Origin of the sequence: Clostridium sp. AF20-7 (assembly GCF_003479275.1) — a bacterium.
Classification (GTDB): domain Bacteria; phylum Bacillota; class Clostridia; order Lachnospirales; family Lachnospiraceae; genus Otoolea; species Otoolea fessa.
In genome coordinates, this window is sequence record NZ_QUGF01000001.1 from 208716 (window position 1) to 230106 (window position 21391).

Below are 21391 nucleotides of genomic sequence, written 5' to 3' on the forward strand. Positions count from 1 at the left end.
AGGGATGTAGATATGGCAGTATTGCAGATGCAAAAGCTATGTATCTGTGCCCTGAAGAAGGACCGTAAGTCCCTGATGGAGTTTCTGCAGGCTGCCGGAGTGCTGGAGCTCTCTGCGGAGGCGGAGCCGGACGAGGTATTTAAGCGGACGGACACGCTGGAGGATCGGCAGAAGTTTGAGCGGAATGCGGCGACGGCGGATCGCGCATTGGAAGTGCTTGCCGCGGTGGTTCCGGAGGAAACATCGATGCTTGCTGGGCTTGCCGGAAAGCCGCTTGCAAAGGCAGGCGCGTACCGGGAGACGGAGGCGAACGCAGAGGCGCTTTTAGGTCAGGCGGAACGCATTTTGAACCTGCAAAAGCAGATCACGGAGGAAAAGACTGCGGCGCTTAGACTGCTGGCGGAGGCGGAAAGCCTGAAACCGTGGCAGAAGCTGGAGATTCCACTTGCGTATCAGGAGACGAAACGGTGTGCTATCTTAGCTGGCGCGGTCGGCGGAGGCGCTTATACGCAGGAAGAAATTTACGCTTCGGTGGCAAAACAGGAGCCGCAGCTTGAAAAATGGGAGCTGGAGGTTGTCGGAAGCGATGCCGACCAGACCTGCATTGCGGTAATTTGCCTGAAAGAGGACGAGGAGAAGCTGGAGACAGCACTCCGGTCGATTGGATTTGCCCGTCCGGCGCGTCCGGTGGAGGAAGTTCCGGCAGCTTACGCTAAGAAACTCAAAGCGCAAGCGGCAGAGCATGAGGGACGCGCGGCGGCGACGGAAGAAGAACTGAAACAGTGCGCTCCGGCGAGGGAAGATTTGAAACTGTTATCCGACTATTACCGCCTGCGGGCACAGAAGTATGAGGCGCTCGGCGAGATCTTACAGTCGGAAAAAACGTGTATGATCACGGGATTTATCCCGAAGCGCGATGCGAAAGGACTGGAGGAGAAGCTGAATAGCCGGTTTGAACTTGCAGTGGAAAGTTCGGATGTGCCGGAGGATGAGGAAGCACCGGTGCTTCTCTCCAACGGAACCTTCGCGGCGTCGGCGGAGGGCGTGACCGCGTCCTTTGGCTTACCGGCGAAGGGGGAGATGGACCCGACCGGCATCATGGCAGCGTGCTATGTATTTTTGTTTGGTCTGATGCTTTCAGATGCGGCATACGGATTTATTGTATTTTTGATGTGCTTCCTGGCACTTAAGAAATTCCCAAGGATGGAAGAAAACCTGCGGAAATCACTGCGGCTCTTTATGTACTGCGGACTTTCGACCCTGTTCTGGGGCGTCATGTTCGGCGGTTATTTCGGAGATGCGGTGGACATCGTGAGCCGGACATATTTTGGACATACGGTGACGATACCGGCGCTCTGGTTTGTCCCGCTAAATGACCCGATGAAGCTTTTGGTTTATTCGATGTTATTTGGCGTGATTCACTTATTCCTGGGGCTGGGACTGAAAGGATATATGCTCTTAAAGGATGGCAAGGTTGTGGATTTTATCTGCGACGTGGTACTCTGGTACCTCCTGCTTCTGGGGCTGATCCTGATGCTGCTTCCGACGGAACTGTTTGGTTCCATCGCGCAGATGAATATCGTATTCCCGCCGGTGCTTAATTCGCTGGCAAAGGGAATGGCGATCGTGGGCGCGCTGGGAATTCTGGTGATGTCGGCGCGCGACAAGAAGAATCCGCTCCTGCGGCTGGCGCTTGGCGCATATGATTTGTACAATATTACCGGATGGGTGTCGGATGTGCTTTCCTACTCGCGCCTTCTGGCGCTCGGACTGGCAACCGGCGTTATCGCATCGGTTATCAACCAGATGGGAAGTATGGTTGGAAATAATGTATTTGGCGTGATTGTATTTATACTGGTATTCTGCTTCGGACACCTGTTTAACCTGGCGATCAACCTGCTCGGCGCGTATGTGCATACCTGCCGTCTGCAGTACGTCGAGTTTTTCGGAAAGTTCTATGAGGGTGGCGGAAAGGCGTTCCGTCCGTTTAAGCAGATAACAAAATACGTGGAAATCAAGGAGGATTAAATATGAGCGGAATTGTATTTGCATTGTTGGGAGTTGCAGTGGCGGTTATTCTTGCAGGTATGGGTTCAGCCTACGGCGTAGGCGTGGCAGGTCAGGCAGCAGCCGGAGTCGTAACCGAGGATCCGGATAAATTCGCGAAGGTGCTTCTGCTCCAGCTGCTTCCGGGTACCCAGGGTATCTACGGTCTGCTGGTTGGTTTCATCGCTCTTTCTAAGATTGGTCTTCTTGGCGGCGGCGCTGACATGAGCATGTCGATCTCCCAGGGACTCTTATATCTGGCAGCATGCCTTCCGATCGGCGTGGTTGGTCTGGTATCGGCGAGACATCAGGGAAGAACGTCGGTTGCTTCCATCGGTATCGTAGCGAAGAAACCGGAACAGTTTGGTAAAGCGATGCTGTTCCCGGCGATGGTTGAGACCTATGCGATTCTGGCACTTCTGGTTTCGATTCTGGCAATCAATGCACTGTAATCTGGCACGGCGGAAAGAATCAAAATCAGTTAAGGAGTGAAGCGTATGAATGGATTAGATAAGATTATTGCTCAGATCCTTGACGATGCAAAGCAGGAATCGCTTGCGATTCGGGAAAAAGCAGCCGGTGAAGCGGAGACGACTCTTGCGGCAGCCGGTGAAAAGGTAAAAAAGCTGGAGGAAGAGCAGGCGAAATCGGCGGCGCAGCGTGAAAAAAGCTATGAGGAACGGCTTCGTTCTTCGGCGGCGCTAAAGAAGCGCCAGGCGATCCTTGCGGAAAAGCAGGCGATCATCGAGGAAATGCTTGCGGCGGCACACAAGGAGCTGCTGGCAAAGCCGGATGAGGCGTATTTTGCATGGATGGAGCAGCTTCTTTCCCGGTTCGTGACGGATCGGGCAGGAGAAATCTATGTTTCAAAACGTGATTTAGAGCGGATGCCGGATGATTTTCCGGCAAAGATAGAGAAGGCAGCGCAGGAAAAGGGCGGAAGCCTGGTACTGAAAAAAGAACCGAGGGAGATCGACGGGGGCTTTGTTCTGGTGTATGGCGGTGTCGAGGAAAATTGTTCTGCCGGGGCGTTGTTTGCGTCGCAGCGGGATGAGCTGGCGGACAAGGTACATGCGATGCTGTTTGGATAACGGCGGGAGAAGGTAAGGAGGGCTTATATGTCTGATACAAAATATGCCTACGCGGTCGCCCGGATCCGGGCACTGGAAAATGGGCTTTTTTCCTCCGCACAGATTGAACAGCTGCTGTCCGTAAAAAGCTACGAGGGGGCGCTGCGTTTCCTGACCGAACACGGCTGGGGGGATGCAGATACACCGCTCAGCGCGGAGGCGATCCTGACCCGGGAGAAGGCGAAATCCTGGGAGACGGTCCGCGACCTTTTGAAGGGCGACGACGCGATCCTGGCAGTGCTTTCCTACGGGGATCTCTACCACAATTTAAAGGCGGCGATCAAGGATGCAGCGGCGCCGGGCAGCCACGGCAATGTCTATTTTGACGACTGCGAGGTGGACGGCGCGCGGATGTCGAAGATCGTGGCGGAGAAGGACTGGCAGGCGCTTCCGGCACATATGCGGGAGGCGGCGAAGGAAGCCAGCGAGACATTTCTGCACACGGGCGACGGGCAGCTCTGCGATATCATTGTTGACCGGTCGGCGCTCGCAGCTATCTATGAGTGCGGAAAGAATGCGTCCGACGCGATCATCCGCGATTATGCCGAGACAACGGTCGCGGTGGCGGATATCAAGATAGCGGTGCGCTCCCAGAAGACGGGAAAACATCTGGATTTTATGCGGCGCGCGATGGCACCGTGCGATAGCTTGAATATCGAGCGCCTGTCACAGGCGGCTCTTGGCGGTGTCGGCGCGATCTGCGAGTATCTGGAAGGAACCCGCTATGGGGGCGGCGCGCAGGCATTAAAGGAATCGCCGTCGGCGTTTGAGCGGTGGTGTGACAATCAGCTGATCGAGACGATCAAGCCGCAGAAATACAACCCGTTTACGGCGGGACCGCTGGTTGCCTATATACTGGCGAAGGAAAATGAGATCAAAACGGTCCGTATCATCCTGACCGCCCGTCTGAACGGTCTTGAGGAGGAACAGATTCGGGAAAGGATAAGGGAGATGTATGTATAAGGTTGCAGTAGTCGGAGATTACGACAGCATCTACGGATTTGCGGCGCTGGGACTGGAGACATTTCCGGTGTCCGATGTAAATGAGACGGAGAAAGTATTTCTGGAACTGGCTTCTGGTTCCTATGCGGTGATCTATATCACCGAGGCGGCGGCTGCCGGGATTGAGGCAGTCATCGACCGCTACCGGGAACAGCCGCTTCCGTCCGTGATCCTGATTCCGGGTATTTCCGGGAATACGGGAAAGGGCGTGGAGTCGGTCAAGCATTCGGTGGAACAGGCAGTTGGATCGGATATTCTGTTTGGAGATGCATGATAGAAAGGTGGGTGAAACCTTCCAATGAGCAAAGGAACGATAAAGAAGGTAGCAGGACCGCTGGTTATCGCCAGCGGGATGCGGGATGCCAATATGTTTGATGTCGTCCGCGTCAGCGACGAACGTCTGATTGGCGAGATCATAGAGATTCACGGAGATGAAGCGTCGATTCAGGTATATGAGGAGACTTCCGGTTTAGGACCTGGCGAGCCGGTAGAGTCGATGGATGTGCCGCTTTCGGTTGAACTGGGACCGGGACTCCTGACGAGTATCTACGATGGAATCCAGCGGCCGCTGGACGATATCATGAAGGAGACGGGCAGCAACAACTTAAAGCGCGGCGTTGAGGTTCCGTCTTTAAAGCGTGATAAGAAATGGCAGTTTGTGCCGACCGTGAAAGCGGGCGACAGTGTGGAAGCAGGCGACATCATCGGTACCGTGCAGGAGACGCTGATCATTGAGCATAAGATTATGGTACCGTATGGTGTAAAAGGTACCGTTAAAGAGATCAAGAGCGGTGAATTTACGGTGGAGGAAACTGTAGCGGTCATTGAGACGGAAAACGGCGAAAAAGAGCTTACAATGATGCAGAAATGGCCGGTTCGGCGCGGACGTCCGTACCAGACGAAGCTGCCGCCGGTAAAACCGCTGATCACCGGACAGCGTGTCGTTGACGCATTCTTCCCGATCGCCAAGGGCGGCGTGGCAGCCGTACCGGGACCGTTCGGAAGCGGCAAGACCGTCATCCAGCACCAGCTGGCGAAATGGGCGGAAGCGGACATTGTTGTTTACATCGGCTGCGGTGAGCGCGGCAACGAGATGACGGATGTTTTAAATGAGTTCCCGGAGTTAAAGGATCCAAAGACCGGGCACTCCCTGATGCAGCGGACCGTGCTGATTGCCAATACTTCGGATATGCCGGTAGCAGCCCGCGAGGCATCGATTTACACGGGTATCACGATCGCAGAGTATTTCCGCGACATGGGTTATTCGGTGGCATTGATGGCGGATTCCACCTCCCGATGGGCGGAGGCGCTGCGAGAGATGTCGGGACGTCTGGAAGAGATGCCGGGCGAGGAAGGTTATCCGGCCTACTTAGGAAGCCGTCTGGCACAGTTCTATGAGCGTGCCGGTCATGTCATCTGCCTTGGCAGGGACGGACGCGAGGGCGCGCTGTCCGCAATCGGAGCCGTATCCCCGCCAGGCGGCGATATTTCCGAGCCGGTTTCCCAGGCGACGCTGCGTATCGTCAAGGTGTTCTGGGGACTCGATTCAGCGCTGGCATACAAGCGCCATTTCCCGGCGATCAACTGGCTGACCAGCTATTCCCTGTATGTGGACAATCTGGGAAAATGGTTTGATGAGAATGTATCGGATGAGTGGATGAGCTGCCGCCAGGGTCTTATGAGCCTTCTGCAGGAAGAGGCAGAGCTGGAGGAGATCGTAAAGATGGTCGGCATGGATGCACTGTCCCCGATCGACCGCCTGAAAATGGAAGCGGCGCGCTCGATCCGTGAGGATTTCCTGCATCAGAACTCCTTCCATGAGATTGACACGTATACACCACTGCAGAAACAGTTCCGCATGATGAAGCTGGTGCTGGCGTTCTATGAGCAGTCGAAGAAAGCGCTGGAAGGCGGCGCTTCCATCCAGAATCTCATCAAGATGCCGGTGCGCGAGCAGATCGGACGTTTTAAATATACGAAGGCAGAAGACGTGGAGAAAGAGTATCAGGCGGTCCTCGATGAGCTTGCGAAAGAGGTTGCCGATGCGGCTGGAAAGGGGGCATTCTAAATGCCGAAAGAATATAGAACCATACAGGAGGTTGCAGGTCCTCTGATGCTGGTGCAGGGCGTGGAAAATGTTACCTATGACGAGTTGGGTGAGATCGAGCTGGCGAGCGGCGAAAAGAGACGCTGCAAGGTGCTGGAGATCGACGGCGGCAATGCGCTGGTACAGCTTTTTGAGAGTTCCACGGGTATCAACCTTTCAAATAGTAAGGTGCGTTTTTTAGGCAGAACGATGGAACTTGGCGTATCGGAGGATATGCTGGGACGCGTCTTTGACGGTCTGGGCAATCCAATCGACGGCGGTCCGGAGATCCTGCCGGAGGAACGCCGCGATATCAATGGTCTGCCGATGAACCCGGCGGCGAGAAGCTATCCGCAGGAGTTTATCCAGACGGGTGTTTCCGCGATCGATGGTCTGAATACACTGGTCCGCGGTCAGAAACTGCCGATTTTCTCGGCGTCCGGTCTGCCGCATGCGAATCTGGCAGCCCAGATTGCGAGACAGGCGAAGGTGCGCGGCACGGACGAACCGTTTGCCGTTGTCTTCGCGGCGATGGGTATCACCTTTGAGGAAGCGCATTTCTTTACTGAGAGCTTTAAGGAGACGGGCGCGATCGACCGTACCGTCCTGTTTATCAACCTGGCAAACGATCCGGCGGTTGAGCGTATCGCGACCCCACGTATGGCGCTGACGGCTGCCGAGTATCTGGCATTTGAGAAAAATATGCACGTTCTCGTTATCCTGACGGATATCACGAACTACGCGGATGCGCTGCGAGAGATTTCGGCTGCCCGCAAGGAAGTTCCGGGACGCCGTGGTTATCCGGGCTATATGTACACGGATCTTGCATCCCTGTATGAGAGAGCCGGACGCCAGAGAGGCAAGAATGGTTCGATCACGATGATTCCGATCTTAACCATGCCGGAGGATGACAAGACGCACCCGATTCCGGACTTAACCGGATATATTACCGAGGGACAGATTATCTTAAGCCGTGATCTGTACCGCAAGGGCATCACACCGCCGATTGACGTACTTCCGTCGCTGTCCCGTCTGAAAGATAAGGGAATTGGCGAGGGCAAGACGCGTGCCGACCATTCGAACACCTTAAACCAGCTCTTTGCGGCGTATGCGCGCGGCAAGGAAGCAAAGGAACTCATGGTGATCCTGGGCGAGGCGGCATTGTCCGATGTTGACTTAATCTATGCAAAATTTGCGGACGCCTTTGAAAAAGAATATGTTTCCCAGGGCTACAATACGGACCGCGATATCGAGGAGACGCTGCGGATTGGCTGGAAACTGCTTTCCATCCTGCCGAGAAGCGAGCTGAAACGTATCGATGAGAAGTATCTGGATCTGTATTATGGGAAAGAGTAAAAATGCCTGTGCATGGCGGATGCGCTTGAAAACGAAAGCGGCGTGTCATAACGCGGCTGCGGGAGCTGGCGGATCTGTTGTGACAAAGTGATTGCAGGAGAGAGGTGGTACGCATGGCATCGACACAGGTCAACCCGACCCGAATGGAGCTTACGAGGCTGAAAAAGAAGCTGGCGACAGCCACGCGGGGACATAAACTGCTGAAGGATAAGCGGGATGAGCTGATGCGCCAGTTCCTGGATCTGGTCCGGGAAAATATGGCGCTGCGCCAGAAAGTGGAGGCGGGCATCCGGAGTGCGAATGTGAATTTCGTCATCGCTAAAGCCGGGATGTCCGAGCAGGCGTTAAATACCGCGCTTGCCGCGCCGAAACAGGCGGTTTATCTGGAAGCAGACAAGAAAAACGTAATGAGCGTCGATATTCCGGTGTTCCATTATAAGACCCGGACGGCGGATGAGAACGATATTTACTCGTATGGATTTGCGTTTACTTCGAGCGATCTGGACGGGGCAGTCAAGTCGCTGGCGGACATTCTGCCGGATATGCTGCGGCTGTCCGAGACAGAGAAAGCCTGCCAGCTCATGGCAGCCGAGATCGAGAAAACGCGTCGGAGAGTCAATGCGCTGGAACACGTAATTATTCCGGAGGCGCGCAAAAATATCAAATATATCACGATGAAGCTGGATGAAAATGAGAGAAGCACGCAGATCCGCCTGATGAAGGTAAAGGATATGATGCTGGAGGAGAAGCATCATTATAAGGAGAAGCGGGAGCTTTGTTCGTGATGATGAAAATGCCTCTTCTGGCGGCTTTAGGGCTGTCAGGGGAGGCTTTTTGCACATAGTTGTGAAAATGACGGGACGAGCCCACGAGGTTCGAACCGCCCTTTCGATATACCTTTGTTCGCTTGCTTTCACTACAGATGTTCGCCCATGACGGACTGCGTCCGCCCTGTTCGGACACCTGTGTTCAAGATGCGTACAAAGATATATGAAAGGCGGTTCGGACCTCGCGGGCTCGTCCCTGTGTATTGGAAAAATAAAAGAGACAGAAAAAAGTAAAGTATTTATTGGAAATATTTGGTAGAATAGGAGGAAATGAGGGGAGGAATTTTGCATGGCAAAGCAGGTACAGAGGGCGATCGGCTGGGTGGCAGCATTTCTTTTGGCGGTGGGGATGTTGTTCCTGCCGGTTTCGAAGGCGTATGCGGGTCCGGTATCGGGCGGCAGTCCTGGAAGTGGAGAGATGAGAGGTGTCTGGGTTTCGTATCTGGACTGGAATGGATGGGCGAAGGATGAGGCTGGATATAAGAAAGCGATGGATCAGACACTGGACCTCTGTGTACAGAAGGGGTTAAATGCGGTTTTCCTACAGGTTCGCCCGGATGGAGATGCGATGTATCCGTCACAGTATTTCCCGTGGTCGAAATTTGCCTCTGGAAAACAGGGAAAGAATCCGGGGTATGATCCGCTGGCATATGCGGTGCAGGCGGCGCATCAGCGGGGCTTGCAGCTTCATGCGTGGATCAATCCGTACCGGATCACGGGGTATCTGAACCGTTATTCGGATCTGTGTGCGTCAAATCCGGCGATCGCGTGGGCGAAGGACGGGGACAGTTCGAATGACCGGTGGGTATTGTGCCAGAATGGTGAGTATTATTACAATCCGGCGATTCCGCAGGTGCGCCAGCTGATTATTGACGGTGTGAAAGAGATCGTGACGAATTATGAGGTGGACGGCATCCATTTTGATGATTATTTCTATCCGAATCTCGATGACAGCAAGGCGGAAACATGGTTTGATTATCCAGAGTACCAGGCGGGCGGCACATCGCTGAGTGTGGCGGCGTGGAGACGGAATAATGTCAATGAGCTGGTAAGGGGCGTTTATAGTGCGGTCAAGTCGATCCGTCCGCAGGCATTGTTCGGTATCAGCCCGGAGGGATATTTACAGAACCTCCGAAAAGATACCCGCCAGTTTACAGATGTGGATGCGTGGATGACCCAGAGCGGCTATGTGGATTACCTGATGCCGCAGATTTACTGGGGATTTGAGGCGAAGCAGAACGGCCAGGCAGCGGGCTATGCGTTTGCAAACTGCCTGAATGAGTGGGTGACGCTGAAAAAGAAGGGCAATGTGAAGCTGTATGTCGGTCTGGCGCTCTATAAGACCGGAACAGATGCAGTGGACGGCAACGAGGTGCCGGAGTGGCAGCGGTATCATGATATCATGAAGCGCGAGGTGCAGGCTGGACGGGCAACCGGACAGGTGAGCGGTTACTGCTTCTATGATTTATCGTCCCTGACGCGTGCGGCGGCAGCGGAGGAAGTGGCGAATGTGACGGCGCTGTTCCATTAAGTGCTCCCAGATAGTTACTGTTCACGCATACGTGCCCAGTAACGGAATTTGCCGTGGCTTCGCATTTAAATACGGCAAATTCCTGCTGCCACCACGTTTTCTTACGGCACTTTCGGTTCCCAAAGTGCCTACCCGTGAACGGTAACCATGATACCTTGTTGGGGAAATGGAAACCCCTGTGGATGATTGCAACCACAGGGGTTCTGTGCTATACTGGACATACGATTGCAGTAAAAATGTTGTTGTTTACATAATGTTCAGATGGCAGCAAATATACGGACGAGGAGAGGGAAGATGAAAAAAACAGCACTTGTCATTATGGCAGCCGGAATCGGAAGCCGTTTTGGCGGAGGGATCAAACAGCTGGAGCCGGTGGGTCCGAATGGGGAGATCATTATGGATTACTCTATCCATGACGCGCTGGAAGCTGGATTTGACCGGATTATCTTTGTGATCCGTCATGATTTGGAGGAGGACTTCAAAGAAGTGATCGGGAACCGGATTGAGAAGATTGCGCCGGTGACATACGCATTCCAGGAGCTTTCGGATGTACCGGAGGGATTCAGTGTCCCGGCAGACCGGAAAAAACCGTGGGGAACCGGACAGGCGATTTTGAGCATCCGCGGACTGGTCGAAGAGCCATTCCTGGTGATCAATGCGGATGATTATTATGGAAAAGAAGTGTTCCGAAAGATTCATACATACATGGTGGAACAGATGGACGTGAACGCACCGGTGTATGATATCTGCATGGGCGGCTTTATTCTGGCAAATACGCTCAGCGAGAACGGCGGCGTGACACGCGGCGTCTGTGAGGTGGGCGAGGGAGAGATTTTAAAACGCGTAACCGAAACCTACAATATCCAGAAGACAGCGGACGGCATGACGGCGACGGACAAAGAGGGGAATCCGGTTTCGGTTCAGGAGAACCAGCATGTATCGATGAATATGTGGGGACTCACACCGGGCTTTGTGGAGGAGCTGGAAAAAGGATTTCCAGAGTTTCTTGCGGGGCTGAAAGAGGGCGACGTGAAGTCGGAGTACCTGCTTCCGACGATCATCGATCAGATGATCCACGATGGGCGCGCACGGGTGAAACTTCTGGAGACGCATGACCGCTGGTTTGGCGTGACCTACCGTGAAGATAAGGAGAGTGTGACGGAGTCGATCCGGGCGCTGATCCGTGAGGGCGTGTACCCGGAAAAACTGTTTTGATAATTTGAGGAACAGTTGATTCGGCTGTGCAGAGGATAACGTGAAAAACGGTACGTGAGAATAACATGATACGCATAAATCCTGCATAGGATACCATGTAAGCCTTGAATTAAGGGGGAATGGCAGTCCGATGCAGGATTTTGCATATTTTAAGAGTCTTTATCCGGCTGCATGTAAGCAGATGCAGCTTTGCGTGGAAGCGGTCTGTGATGAGCTGGAGTATGAGGGGAGTCCCATCTATGATGAATATCCGGATCGGATCTTTCTGGAAAAACTGACAAAACGGGCACTGGAAAAATGGCAGAAGGTTTATCCGGCTGGAACGGAAAGGACGGATACACTGACGACCTATATAAAGGCGGCGGACGTGGGCACCGTATCCACAGAAGAAGGAACGGCGATGGTGGAAAATTCCCTGAAAATAGATTCTCCTGGTGGAGAAAGAGAAGAGAATCTGGCGGGAACCAGCATACAGCCGCATCTTCCTGGAAATGATGTATGGTATGGACCACTTCGGGGCGAACAGAAGGGCGGAAACGCTGGATATATGGTGTGGGAGGCGGATGAGCCGAATCTGACCGCGCAGGAGCGCCGTCCATGGAGTCCGCCGCCGGGACCGCGCCCGGGAGGACCGGGAAATCCGTGGGGACCGCCGCCCCCGCCGCCGGGACCGCGCCCGGGAGGACCGGGAAATCCGTGGGGACCGCCGCCTCCGCCGCCGGGACCGCGCCCGGGAGGACCAGGAAATCCGTGGGGACCGCCGCCCCCGCCGCCGGGACCGCGCCCGGGAGGACCGGGAAATCCGTGGGGACCGCCGCCCCCGCCGCCGGGACCGCGCCCGGGAGGACCGGGAAATCCGTGGGGACCGCCGCCCCCGCCGCCGGGACCGCGCCCGGGAGGACCGGGAAATCCGTGGGGACCGCCGCCCCCGCCGCCGGGACCGCGCCCGGGAGGACCGGGAAATCCGTGGGGACCGCCGCCCCCGCCGCCGGGACCGCGCCCGGGAGGACCGGGAAATCCGTGGGGACCGCCGCCCCCGCCGCCGGGACCGCGCCCGGGAGGACCGGGAAATCCGTGGGGACCGCCGCCCCCGCCGCCGGGACCGCGCCCGGGAGGACCGGGAAATCCGTGGGGACCGCCGCCCCCGCCGCCGGGACCGCGCCCGGGAGGACCGGGAAATCCGTGGGGACCGCCGCCCCCGCCGCCGGGACCGCGCCCGGGAGGACCGGGAAATCCGTGGGGACCGCCGCCCCCGCCGCCGGGACCGCGTCCGGGAGGACCGGGAAATCCGTGGGGACCGCCGCCCCCGCCGCCGGGACCGCGTCCGGGGAGACCGGGGAATCCGTGGGGAGCGCCGCTTCAGGATTTTCTTCAGGTTTTATTAATGAATGAGCTGCAGGAGCGAAGACGGTGTCGGAAGTGCTGAAATGGCAATTTTCAGGTGTGAATTTTCTGAATTAAAATGCGGTAACATCCAGGTGTGACAACGAATTTTACCGATTTGGAAAAAGAACAATCGGGTTACTGGGCACGTATGCGTGAACAGTAACACAATTGGAGTTCTTACAAATCATAGAAATTCTGGAATTTGAAGCCTGCTTGTGTTATACTGAAACAAAGGCTGCCGCCGGGACAGATGGGTGCCTGCGGCAGTTTTTGGCGTGCATGACAAAACGGAAACAGTTCGGCGGGTAGATTTTCCTGTACCTGTGAAGATACGGAACTGGTATGGTGGAGAGATAAAAGGAATTGATTTGATATATGAAGAAAAACCTGAAAAAGATACTGATTTTACTGATCTTATTTGTGCTGGCAGCAGCCGGTTATTTTACCTGGTCCTGGATGCAGTTGCGGGAGGATGGGGCGGTCTATACTTCGATTGAGGACGCGAACCTTCCAGTCGCTTATGTGAATATTCTGGGGAGGCGGATGAACGAGCTGGACGGTTTCGTGGAGGACAGCCAGAAAGCGGCTGGACGCGGGGACCTGACGGTACTTCCGGCAGACCGGAAACTGTCGGTGACGATCGACAAGCTGGACTCCCAGATTACGGGGATGCAGTATGAGATCCGCAGTCTGGACGGCGAACGTCTGGTAGAACGGACGACGCTTGACCACTGGGAACAGTCAGGGGAAGAGGTTGCTGCGGAGCTTCCGATCCAGAACCTTCTGACGGAGGGAAGCGAATACCGCTTAACGATTGCGATCGCGACGGAAAAGCACCCGGCGGTTTATTTTTACACACGCGTGATGTGGCAGCAGGAGAGCCGTGTTCAAGAGATGGTCGATCTGGCGGTGTCCTTTTCTGAAAAGACGTTTGACTATGATTCTGCGAGGGAGCTGACGACCTATCTGGAGACGGATCCGAATGCGGACAACAGTTCATTGGGGCATGTGACGTTAAAAAGCGATTTCAGCCAGCTGACCTGGAAGGGGCTTTCAATGGAGCGGGTCAGTGAGCCGGAAATTCATCTGCGGGAGCTGCAGGGCATCATTGGGACGATCGATTTAAAATATGTTGTAAGTGAGATGAAGGATGGCAAGGCGGCTGCTTATTACGATGTGATTGAGAGCTTCACGATGAAGCTGGGCGCACAGCGCATCTACATGATGAATTATGACCGCCGCGCGGACCAGATTTTTACGGGGGAGAGCAGCGCCTATTCTGGCGACCGGATTCAGCTGGGGGTTTCGGATGCGGAGGATCTGCAGTCGATGCAGGACGAAGCGGGGAAATACCGTGCTTTTGTGGCAAACCGGGCGCTCTGGATTTATGATACAGGCAAAAAAGAGAGCACAAAGGTATTTGCGTTCCGCAAGAGCGAGAATGATACGAGGGTCAATTACGATACCTACGGAATCAAGATTCTGGATGTGGGCGAGGCAGGCGAGATTGATTTTGCCGTGTACGGCTATATGAGCCGCGGTAACCATGAGGGAACGACGGGAATCGCGCTGTACCGCTATGAGAGTGCGGGAAATGCCCTGACAGAGCGGCTGTATCTGCCGGCATCGACCGATTACGGCAACCTGCGCCAGGATATCAACCAGCTGTGCTACTTAAGCGGCGGCCAGACACTGTATGTGCTGATGAACCATGCGGTTTACAGTATCGATCTGACGGGGAAAGAGTACATGGTGGTGGCAGATGGCCTGACGGAGGAAAATTTTGCAGTCAGCACGGATGCTTCCCGGATTGCGTGGCAGGATGGGGCGGATATTTACCGTTCGACTAAGCTGCATGTCATGAATCTGGAGACAGGCAAGAAGGATGAGATTTCCTTCCAGGGGCAGACCGTGATCCGACTGATCGGCTTTGTCGGAACCGACTTAGTCTACGGGCTTGCCCATCCGAACGAGCAGCTTACGATGGACGGACGCGTGACGGGGCTTCCGCTGTATGCGGTCGAGATCGTCGGCAGCAATATGGAGATGGAGACCCGCTATGAGAAGCCGGGCGTCAGCCTGGTGGATGTGCGGATTCAGGACAGCCGGGTTCATCTGTCGCGGATGCGCCAGATAGGAAGCGGCTATCAGCCGATGGACGAGGATACGCTGGTCTGCAATGAGGAAGTGTCGAAAGATCCGCTGGACGGAATTGGCACGTTAAATGACAGCGCAAAGGGACGTCTCTATTGCGTCAAGCTGGATGCGGGCAAGACGGCACGGAGCACGAAGGTGCATGTTCCGAAGCAGGTGGCAGCAGAAGAAAATGATGTGATTGTGCTTCAGAGCAATGGCGCGGCTGCACAGCGGATTTACAGTGCCTACAGCGAGGGACGCCTGAAAGGGTCGTATGCGGAATTTTCCAGCGCGGTGCAGGCAGCTTACGATGGCATGGGACTTGTAACTGATGAAAATGACCGGGTTGTCTGGGTGAGAGCAAATCGGAGCGATGCGAAGACGATCCGTGACGTCCAGAATATGGCGGGAACCGTCAGCCGCTATCTGTCGGATATGGCGGACGGGAAGACGACCTCCTCGGATGGCACTGAGTTAATCGACGCACGCGGGCTGACTCTGAACCAGATTCTCTACTTTGTCTACGCGGGCATGCCGGTGGTGGCATATCTGGGAGACGGAAGCTATGGTCTGATCTGTGGATATGACGCGTACAACATCTCCTGTCTCTGGTATCCGGGCACGGAATTTGCCTACACGGATAAGATGGGACTCAACGATGCAGCGGCATTTTTCGAGGGAAATGGAGGCAATGATTTCATCTGTTTCCTTGCTAATTAAGGAGAAAACGGAAGTTACTGTTCACGGGGAGGCACTTTTGGAACCGAAAGTGCCGTAAGAAAACGTGGTGGCAGCAGGAATTTGCCGTATTAAAATGTGAAGCCACGGCAAATTCCGTTACTGGGCACGTATGCGTGAACAGTAACAAACGGAAAGCCGGTGCTTTACAAATTGAGATGTTATGATATAATCATGTAGATAACATGATATAAATTTAAGAAAATATTAAAGATATTAAAGATTTGAGGCGCCGTCTGGCGCGTGTAAGTATCGTAAGATAATAGATTTTGAGGTGCAGAATGGAACAATTTATTATGAAAGGCGGAAATCCGCTGGTAGGTGAAGTGACTATCAGCGGAGCGAAGAATGCGGCGCTGGGAATCTTGGCGGCATCGATTCTGACCGACGAGGATGTTTTAATAGAAAATCTGCCGGATGTGCGTGATATCAACGTGTTTCTGGAGGCTGTTTCGGAGATTGGCGCGACGGTAGACCGGATTGACCGGCACACTGTCCGCATCAATGCGAAGGGGATTCATGCGATACATGTGGATGACGAGTACATTCGTCGGATCCGAGCTTCCTACTATTTTATTGGCGCCCTGCTTGGCAAGTACAAAAGCGCACAGGTTCCGCTTCCGGGCGGATGCAACATCGGCAGCCGTCCGATCGACCAGCATTTAAAGGGCTTCCGTGCCCTCGGTGCGAAGGTGCAGGTGGAAAATGGCGCGGTGCTCGCACATGCGATTGATTTAGTTGGTACCCATATTTATCTGGATATGGTGTCGGTCGGCGCGACGATCAATATCATGATGGCAGCGACGCTGGCAGAGGGCGAGACGATCATCGAGAATCCGGCGAAAGAACCGCATGTCGTCGATGTGGCGAACTTCTTAAACAGCATGGGAGCCAATGTCAAGGGTGCCGGAACCGACGTGATCCGCATCCGCGGCGTCCACAAGCTGCATGGAACCGAATATTCGATCATCCCGGACCAGATCGAGGCAGGTACATTTATGTGTGCGGCAGCGATCACCCGCGGCGACGTGATGGTACAGAATGTCATTCCGAAGCATCTGGAAGCAATTTCTGCGAAGCTTATCGAGATGGGCTGTGAGGTGACGGAGTTTGATGAGGCGGTTCGTGTTGTGGGACGCCCGAGCCATGTGCATACCGATATCAAGACACTTCCGTATCCGGGATTTCCGACTGATATGCAGCCGCAGATCACTGTGACACTGGCACTGGCAGAGGGAACCAGTGTAGTGACTGAGAGTATTTTTGAAAACCGTTTTAAATATGTGGACGAACTTGCCCGTATGGGTGGACGTATCAAGGTAGAGGGCAATACCGCGATCATTACCGGCGTGAAGAAGCTGACCGGAGCACAGGTGGAGGCACCAGATCTGCGCGCAGGCGCTGCCCTGGTCATTGCGGGGCTGGCAGCGGAAGGATATACGACCGTTGATGAGATCGGTTATATCCAGAGAGGCTATGAGCATTTTGAGAAGAAGCTGCAGGGACTTGGCGCGGTGATCGAGAAAGTCGATTCCGAGAAAGAGGCGCAGAAGTTCAGACTCAAAGTGGGCTGATAAAAAAGAATGCGGTGTCACATATTGCTTGACAGACACCGCGGAGTATGTTATCGTACTGTTGAAACTTTTAACAATTAAAAAGTTCGTATATATCCCTTATTCAGAGTGATGGAGATACAAAGGATCTATGAAGTCACGGCAACCCCGTTACATGGGACTGAAAATTGGTCTCAGCAGGGAACGGAAGGTGCCAGCCTGAGCGAGGAACCGGGAGATCGGTTTATCGAGCAATAAGAGGATTTGATCGAGATAATCAAGTCCGTGTTGCTGCGGACTTTTTTTATGTCTTACGACAAACTTATCAAAGGAGGAAATATGGAGAGATTACTTTTTACATCTGAATCAGTAACCGAAGGACATCCGGATAAAATGTGTGATCAGATTTCCGATGCGATTCTGGACGCGCTCTTAGAGCAGGATCCGATGAGCCGTGTGGCTTGTGAGACGGCGACGACAACCGGTCTGGTTATGGTTATGGGCGAGATCACAACGAAAGGCTATGTGGATATCCAGAAGGTAGTCCGCAATACCGTCCGTGAGATCGGTTATGACCGTGCGAAATACGGTTTTGACTGTGATACCTGCGGCGTGATCGTGGCACTGGACGAGCAGTCCCCGGATATCGCGATGGGAGTTGATAAAGCGCTGGAAGCAAAAGAGAACAAGATGACCGACGAGGAGCTGGAGGCAATCGGTGCCGGCGATCAGGGTATGATGTTTGGTTATGCGACCAACGAAACGGATGAATATATGCCATATCCGATTTATCTGGCACACAAACTGGCACGCCAGCTGACCAAGGTCCGCAAAGACGGAACCCTGCGCTACCTGCGCCCGGACGGCAAGACACAGGTAACCGTAGAGTACGATGAGAACGGCAAACCATCCCGTCTGGATGCAGTGGTTCTTTCCACCCAGCATGACGAGGAAGTAACCCAGGAGCAGATCCATAAGGATATTAAAAAATATGTATTTGACGAGATTCTGCCGGCAGAGATGGTTGATGAGAATACAAAATTCTTTATCAATCCGACCGGACGTTTCGTTATCGGCGGTCCGCATGGAGACAGCGGTCTGACCGGACGTAAGATCATTGTGGACACCTACGGCGGCATGGCGCGTCACGGTGGCGGCGCATTCTCCGGAAAAGACTGCACAAAAGTGGATCGTTCTGCTGCATACGCAGCCCGCTATGTTGCGAAAAACATCGTAGCAGCCGGACTGGCAGACAGATGTGAGATTCAGCTTTCCTATGCGATCGGTGTTGCACAGCCGACCTCCATCATGGTAGATACATTCGGAACCAGCAAGTTGCGTGAGGATCAGCTGGTTGAGATGATCCGCAAGCACTTTGACCTGCGTCCGGCTGGCATCATCAAGATGCTTGACCTGCGCCGCCCGATCTACAAACAGACGGCTGCATACGGACATTTCGGCCGCGACGATCTGGATCTTCCGTGGGAGAAGCTGGATAAGGTGGATGAATTAAAGGCGTATCTGTAAGAGTAGGAAACGCTGCAGGGGTATCTGCCCGTAAAAAATCATAAGATCAGAACGAGGGGGCTGCCGCTTTTGCGGCAGTCTCTTTTATTACACAAAAAGGCACATGCTTTTTTATTTATAATACTTTTAGAGACGTAATCTGCAAAATATGATACACTATTTGTGGAAGATATCAGGAGCAAAAGCGCAGAAGTCCGACGCAGTTTTGCGGGAGGATTTTTGTAGGGGCAATCTGGTATCAGACCGGGCAATGACTGGAGGAAATAGGATGAAGATACGCACACGTCTGGCGATTGCTTTTGTGACGATTACGGTCGTTCCGATTGTGCTCATATTTGTGGCGGCGTTCGGACTCGTAAACTATCAGGAGCATCTGTTTCAGAAAACATACGGGCTGTCGGAGCAGATCGATCTGCTCTCCGGCAATCAGACACAGGTGTTTAACCGGCTGACGCAGGGAATCCAGGAGGAGATCCGCGAGGCGGTCGGGGAAAATACAGATTTATTTGAAGAACCGGCTTATTTGAGCAAGGTCAATGAAGAACTGCGCGATAAATATTCGTATCTGGTCATCCGCAAGGGCAAGGACATCACATTCTGCGGAAGCGAGGATGGACGCGAGCTCTGCGAACGGCTGGCGCCGTACGGTGATCAGGGAAGTATGGCAGGCAGTATTTACATGGATGGCGAGGAACAGCATCTGGTCAAACAGATCGATTTCCGGTTTTCAGATGATTCACAGGGCAGTGTGTTCATCGTGACGAACGTCGGGGATTATGTGCCGGAGATCAAGGCGCTGCTCGGAGAGATGCTGCTTCTCGGCGTGCTGATCATCAGTTTTATGGGCGGTCTGCTGATCATGTGGATCTACCGTTCTCTGCTGCGTCCGCTGCACAAGCTGCAGGAGGCGACCAAGCAGATCCGGGATGGAAATCTGGACTTTACGCTCGATGTGGATGATGAAGATGAGATCGGAATGCTCTGCCAGGATTTCGAGGAGATGCGTCTGCGTCTCAAGGAATCGCAGGAAGAAAAACTCCAGTACGACAAGGAGAGCAAAGAGCTGATCAGCAATATTTCCCATGATCTGAAGACTCCGATCACGGCGATCAAGGGGTATGTGGAAGGCATTCAGGATGGCGTGGCTTCTTCACCTGAGAAATTGAATAAATATATTCGGACGATTTATAATAAAGCAAACGATATGGATCGACTGATTGACGAGCTGACGTTTTATTCGAAGATCGATACGAACAAGATTCCGTACAACTTTTCAAAGATCAATGTGGCGGAGTATTTTGGTGATTGTGTTGAGGAAGTTGGTCTGGATATGGAGACGCGCGGCATCGAGCTGGGATATTTCAACTATGTGGACGAGGATGTGGTCGTGATCGCGGACGCGGAGCAGATGAAGCGAGTGATCAACAACATTATCGGAAATTCGCTCAAATATCTGGACAAGAAAAAGGGTATTTTAAATATCCGCATCAAGGATGACGGCGATTTTATCCAGGTCATCATCGAGGACAACGGAAAGGGAATCGCGGCGAAAGATCTGCCGTATATTTTCGACCGTTTCTACCGGACGGACTCGTCGAGAAATTCGTCCAAGGGTGGCAGCGGCATCGGGCTTTCGATCGTAAAGAAGATTATCGAAGATCACGGCGGACGCATCTGGGCGACCAGCAAGGAAGGCATCGGAACGGAGATCCATTTCGTTTTGCGCAAGTATGTCGGAGCATAGTGGCAAGTATGTCGGGGCATAGTGATTTGAAGTTTGGTCGTTTAAATAAAAACAGCAGGAGGAATTCACAGATGAGCAGAATATTAATCGTAGAAGACGAGGAGAGTATTGCAGAGCTGGAAAAAGACTATCTGGAGCTTTCTGGTTTTGAGGTTGAGATAGAAAATAATGGAGAAACGGGACTGAAACGCGGCATGGAGGAAGATTTTGACCTTCTGATTCTTGATCTGATGCTGCCAGGGGTCGATGGCTTCGAGATCTGCAAGAAGATCCGGGAAGTAAAAAACACACCGATCATCATGGTATCTGCGAAAAAGGACGATATTGACAAGATCCGCGGTCTGGGACTGGGCGCGGACGATTATATCACGAAACCATTCAGTCCGAGCGAGATGGTGGCGCGTGTCAAGGCGCATCTGGCGCGTTATGAGCGCCTGATCGGCAGCGGTATGCCGGAAAACGAGATCATCGAGATCCGGGGACTCAAGATTGATAAGACTGCCCGCCGCGTTTACATCAACGGCGAGGAGAAGAACTTCACGACGAAGGAATTTGACCTGCTGACCTTTTTAGCACAGAACCCGAACCATGTATTTACCAAGGAAGAACTCTTCCGCGAGATCTGGGATATGGAGTCGTTGGGAGATATCGCGACGGTTACCGTGCATATTAAGAAGATCCGTGAGAAGATCGAGTTCAACACGGCGAAACCGCAGTATATTGAGACGATATGGGGCGTTGGATACCGGTTTAAAGTCTGATGACTGGATAAGCCACATAAAAACGACCCTTGGGAAACGCAAACAGGAGCGCTTTCCAAGGGCCGTTTTATATTTCATAAGAAATTGCGTCCTATGAAATATAAAAGTTATTGTTCACGGGTAGGCACTTTTGGAACCGAAAGTGCCGTAAGAAAACGTGGTGGCAGCAGGAATTTGCCGTATTTAAATGCGAAGCCACGGCAAATTCCGTTACTGGGCACGTATGCGTGAACAGTAACATATAAAATGCTCCGCGAGGATGCGCACTCGCGCGAAGCAGAAACATGTCGCAAGCGACCGCGCGAGACGCCCGAATGTGCCAAGGCACATTCTTTTTTATTCCAACAGGATTT

16 protein-coding genes and 1 riboswitch are annotated in these 21391 nt (G+C 53.5%); all 16 genes read left to right on the forward strand.

Annotated elements, in window-relative coordinates; all coding sequences use genetic code 11:
• The first annotated feature begins 12 nt into the window (after positions 1 to 12).
• The 16 genes from DWX68_RS01000 to DWX68_RS01075 all read left to right on the forward strand — a co-directional run bounded on the left by DWX68_RS01000 (position 13) and on the right by DWX68_RS01075 (position 21038).
• Positions 13 to 2028 carry a V-type ATP synthase subunit I gene (locus DWX68_RS01000; RefSeq protein ID WP_118493581.1) on the forward strand — a complete coding sequence of 672 codons (2016 nt, stop codon included), beginning with the start codon at positions 13 to 15 and terminating at the stop codon, positions 2026 to 2028.
• 2 nt (positions 2029 to 2030) lie between these two features.
• A complete protein-coding gene (locus DWX68_RS01005; RefSeq protein ID WP_022358667.1) occupies positions 2031 to 2498 on the forward strand; it encodes a V-type ATP synthase subunit K in 468 nt (155 codons plus the stop codon).
• A 45-nt stretch (positions 2499 to 2543) separates the two neighbouring features.
• Positions 2544 to 3137 carry a V-type ATP synthase subunit E gene (locus DWX68_RS01010; protein WP_118493578.1) on the forward strand — a complete coding sequence of 198 codons (594 nt, stop codon included), beginning with the start codon at positions 2544 to 2546 and terminating at the stop codon, positions 3135 to 3137.
• Between the two features lie 27 nt (positions 3138 to 3164).
• Positions 3165 to 4139: a V-type ATPase subunit gene (locus DWX68_RS01015; protein WP_107000827.1), complete on the forward strand. Its 975-nt coding sequence runs from the start codon at positions 3165 to 3167 to the stop codon at positions 4137 to 4139.
• Positions 4132 to 4452 carry a V-type ATP synthase subunit F gene (locus DWX68_RS01020; protein ID WP_118628412.1) on the forward strand — a complete coding sequence of 107 codons (321 nt, stop codon included), beginning with the start codon at positions 4132 to 4134 and terminating at the stop codon, positions 4450 to 4452. The genes DWX68_RS01015 and DWX68_RS01020 overlap by 8 nt, the downstream gene beginning before the upstream one ends.
• A 24-nt stretch (positions 4453 to 4476) precedes the next feature.
• A complete protein-coding gene (locus DWX68_RS01025; RefSeq protein ID WP_107000825.1) occupies positions 4477 to 6246 on the forward strand; it encodes a V-type ATP synthase subunit A in 1770 nt (589 codons plus the stop codon).
• Positions 6247 to 7620: a V-type ATP synthase subunit B gene (locus tag DWX68_RS01030; RefSeq protein WP_022358662.1), complete on the forward strand. Its 1374-nt coding sequence runs from the start codon at positions 6247 to 6249 to the stop codon at positions 7618 to 7620.
• 113 nt (positions 7621 to 7733) lie between these two features.
• Positions 7734 to 8405 carry a V-type ATP synthase subunit D gene (locus DWX68_RS01035; protein WP_022358661.1) on the forward strand — a complete coding sequence of 224 codons (672 nt, stop codon included), beginning with the start codon at positions 7734 to 7736 and terminating at the stop codon, positions 8403 to 8405.
• Positions 8406 to 8736: 331 nt separating this feature from the next.
• Positions 8737 to 9978, forward strand: a complete 1242-nt coding sequence (locus DWX68_RS01040) for a family 10 glycosylhydrolase (protein WP_117796524.1) — start codon at positions 8737 to 8739, stop codon at positions 9976 to 9978.
• A 294-nt stretch (positions 9979 to 10272) separates the two neighbouring features.
• Complete coding sequence (locus DWX68_RS01045; RefSeq protein WP_118628413.1) at positions 10273 to 11193, forward strand: NTP transferase domain-containing protein; 921 nt, start codon at positions 10273 to 10275, stop codon at positions 11191 to 11193.
• 130 nt (positions 11194 to 11323) lie between these two features.
• A complete protein-coding gene (locus DWX68_RS01050) occupies positions 11324 to 12619 on the forward strand; it encodes a hypothetical protein (protein WP_118628414.1) in 1296 nt (431 codons plus the stop codon).
• A 335-nt stretch (positions 12620 to 12954) separates the two neighbouring features.
• Entirely contained in the window at positions 12955 to 15435 is a 2481-nt protein-coding gene (locus DWX68_RS01055) for a hypothetical protein (RefSeq protein ID WP_118628415.1), read from the forward strand.
• A gap of 299 nt (positions 15436 to 15734) precedes the next feature.
• Entirely contained in the window at positions 15735 to 17027 is a 1293-nt protein-coding gene (locus tag DWX68_RS01060) for a UDP-N-acetylglucosamine 1-carboxyvinyltransferase (RefSeq protein WP_118628416.1), read from the forward strand.
• A gap of 96 nt (positions 17028 to 17123) precedes the next feature.
• Positions 17124 to 17267: riboswitch (SAM riboswitch) on the forward strand.
• A 78-nt stretch (positions 17268 to 17345) separates the two neighbouring features.
• Positions 17346 to 18533 carry a methionine adenosyltransferase gene (gene metK / locus DWX68_RS01065; protein ID WP_022359473.1) on the forward strand — a complete coding sequence of 396 codons (1188 nt, stop codon included), beginning with the start codon at positions 17346 to 17348 and terminating at the stop codon, positions 18531 to 18533.
• Between the two features lie 268 nt (positions 18534 to 18801).
• Positions 18802 to 20277, forward strand: a complete 1476-nt coding sequence (locus tag DWX68_RS01070; RefSeq protein ID WP_118492943.1) for a HAMP domain-containing sensor histidine kinase — start codon at positions 18802 to 18804, stop codon at positions 20275 to 20277.
• Positions 20278 to 20348: 71 nt separating this feature from the next.
• Positions 20349 to 21038, forward strand: a complete 690-nt coding sequence (locus DWX68_RS01075) for a response regulator transcription factor (protein ID WP_022359471.1) — start codon at positions 20349 to 20351, stop codon at positions 21036 to 21038.
• The last annotated feature ends 353 nt before the right edge of the window (positions 21039 to 21391 follow it).

What these genes read in the sequence shown, in the direction of transcription:
- DWX68_RS01000 (WP_118493581.1), top strand. Translation starts at nt 13, where the DNA reads ATGGCAGTATTGCAGATGCAAAAGCTATGTATCTGTGCCCTGAAGAAG.
- DWX68_RS01005 (WP_022358667.1), top strand. Translation starts at nt 2,031, where the DNA reads ATGAGCGGAATTGTATTTGCATTGTTGGGAGTTGCAGTGGCGGTTATT.
- DWX68_RS01010 (WP_118493578.1), top strand. Translation starts at nt 2,544, where the DNA reads ATGAATGGATTAGATAAGATTATTGCTCAGATCCTTGACGATGCAAAG.
- DWX68_RS01015 (WP_107000827.1), top strand. Translation starts at nt 3,165, where the DNA reads ATGTCTGATACAAAATATGCCTACGCGGTCGCCCGGATCCGGGCACTG.
- DWX68_RS01020 (WP_118628412.1), top strand. Translation starts at nt 4,132, where the DNA reads ATGTATAAGGTTGCAGTAGTCGGAGATTACGACAGCATCTACGGATTT.
- DWX68_RS01025 (WP_107000825.1), top strand. Translation starts at nt 4,477, where the DNA reads ATGAGCAAAGGAACGATAAAGAAGGTAGCAGGACCGCTGGTTATCGCC.
- DWX68_RS01030 (WP_022358662.1), top strand. Translation starts at nt 6,247, where the DNA reads ATGCCGAAAGAATATAGAACCATACAGGAGGTTGCAGGTCCTCTGATG.
- DWX68_RS01035 (WP_022358661.1), top strand. Translation starts at nt 7,734, where the DNA reads ATGGCATCGACACAGGTCAACCCGACCCGAATGGAGCTTACGAGGCTG.
- DWX68_RS01040 (WP_117796524.1), top strand. Translation starts at nt 8,737, where the DNA reads ATGGCAAAGCAGGTACAGAGGGCGATCGGCTGGGTGGCAGCATTTCTT.
- DWX68_RS01045 (WP_118628413.1), top strand. Translation starts at nt 10,273, where the DNA reads ATGAAAAAAACAGCACTTGTCATTATGGCAGCCGGAATCGGAAGCCGT.
- DWX68_RS01050 (WP_118628414.1), top strand. Translation starts at nt 11,324, where the DNA reads ATGCAGGATTTTGCATATTTTAAGAGTCTTTATCCGGCTGCATGTAAG.
- DWX68_RS01055 (WP_118628415.1), top strand. Translation starts at nt 12,955, where the DNA reads ATGAAGAAAAACCTGAAAAAGATACTGATTTTACTGATCTTATTTGTG.
- DWX68_RS01060 (WP_118628416.1), top strand. Translation starts at nt 15,735, where the DNA reads ATGGAACAATTTATTATGAAAGGCGGAAATCCGCTGGTAGGTGAAGTG.
- metK (WP_022359473.1), top strand. Translation starts at nt 17,346, where the DNA reads ATGGAGAGATTACTTTTTACATCTGAATCAGTAACCGAAGGACATCCG.
- DWX68_RS01070 (WP_118492943.1), top strand. Translation starts at nt 18,802, where the DNA reads ATGAAGATACGCACACGTCTGGCGATTGCTTTTGTGACGATTACGGTC.
- DWX68_RS01075 (WP_022359471.1), top strand. Translation starts at nt 20,349, where the DNA reads ATGAGCAGAATATTAATCGTAGAAGACGAGGAGAGTATTGCAGAGCTG.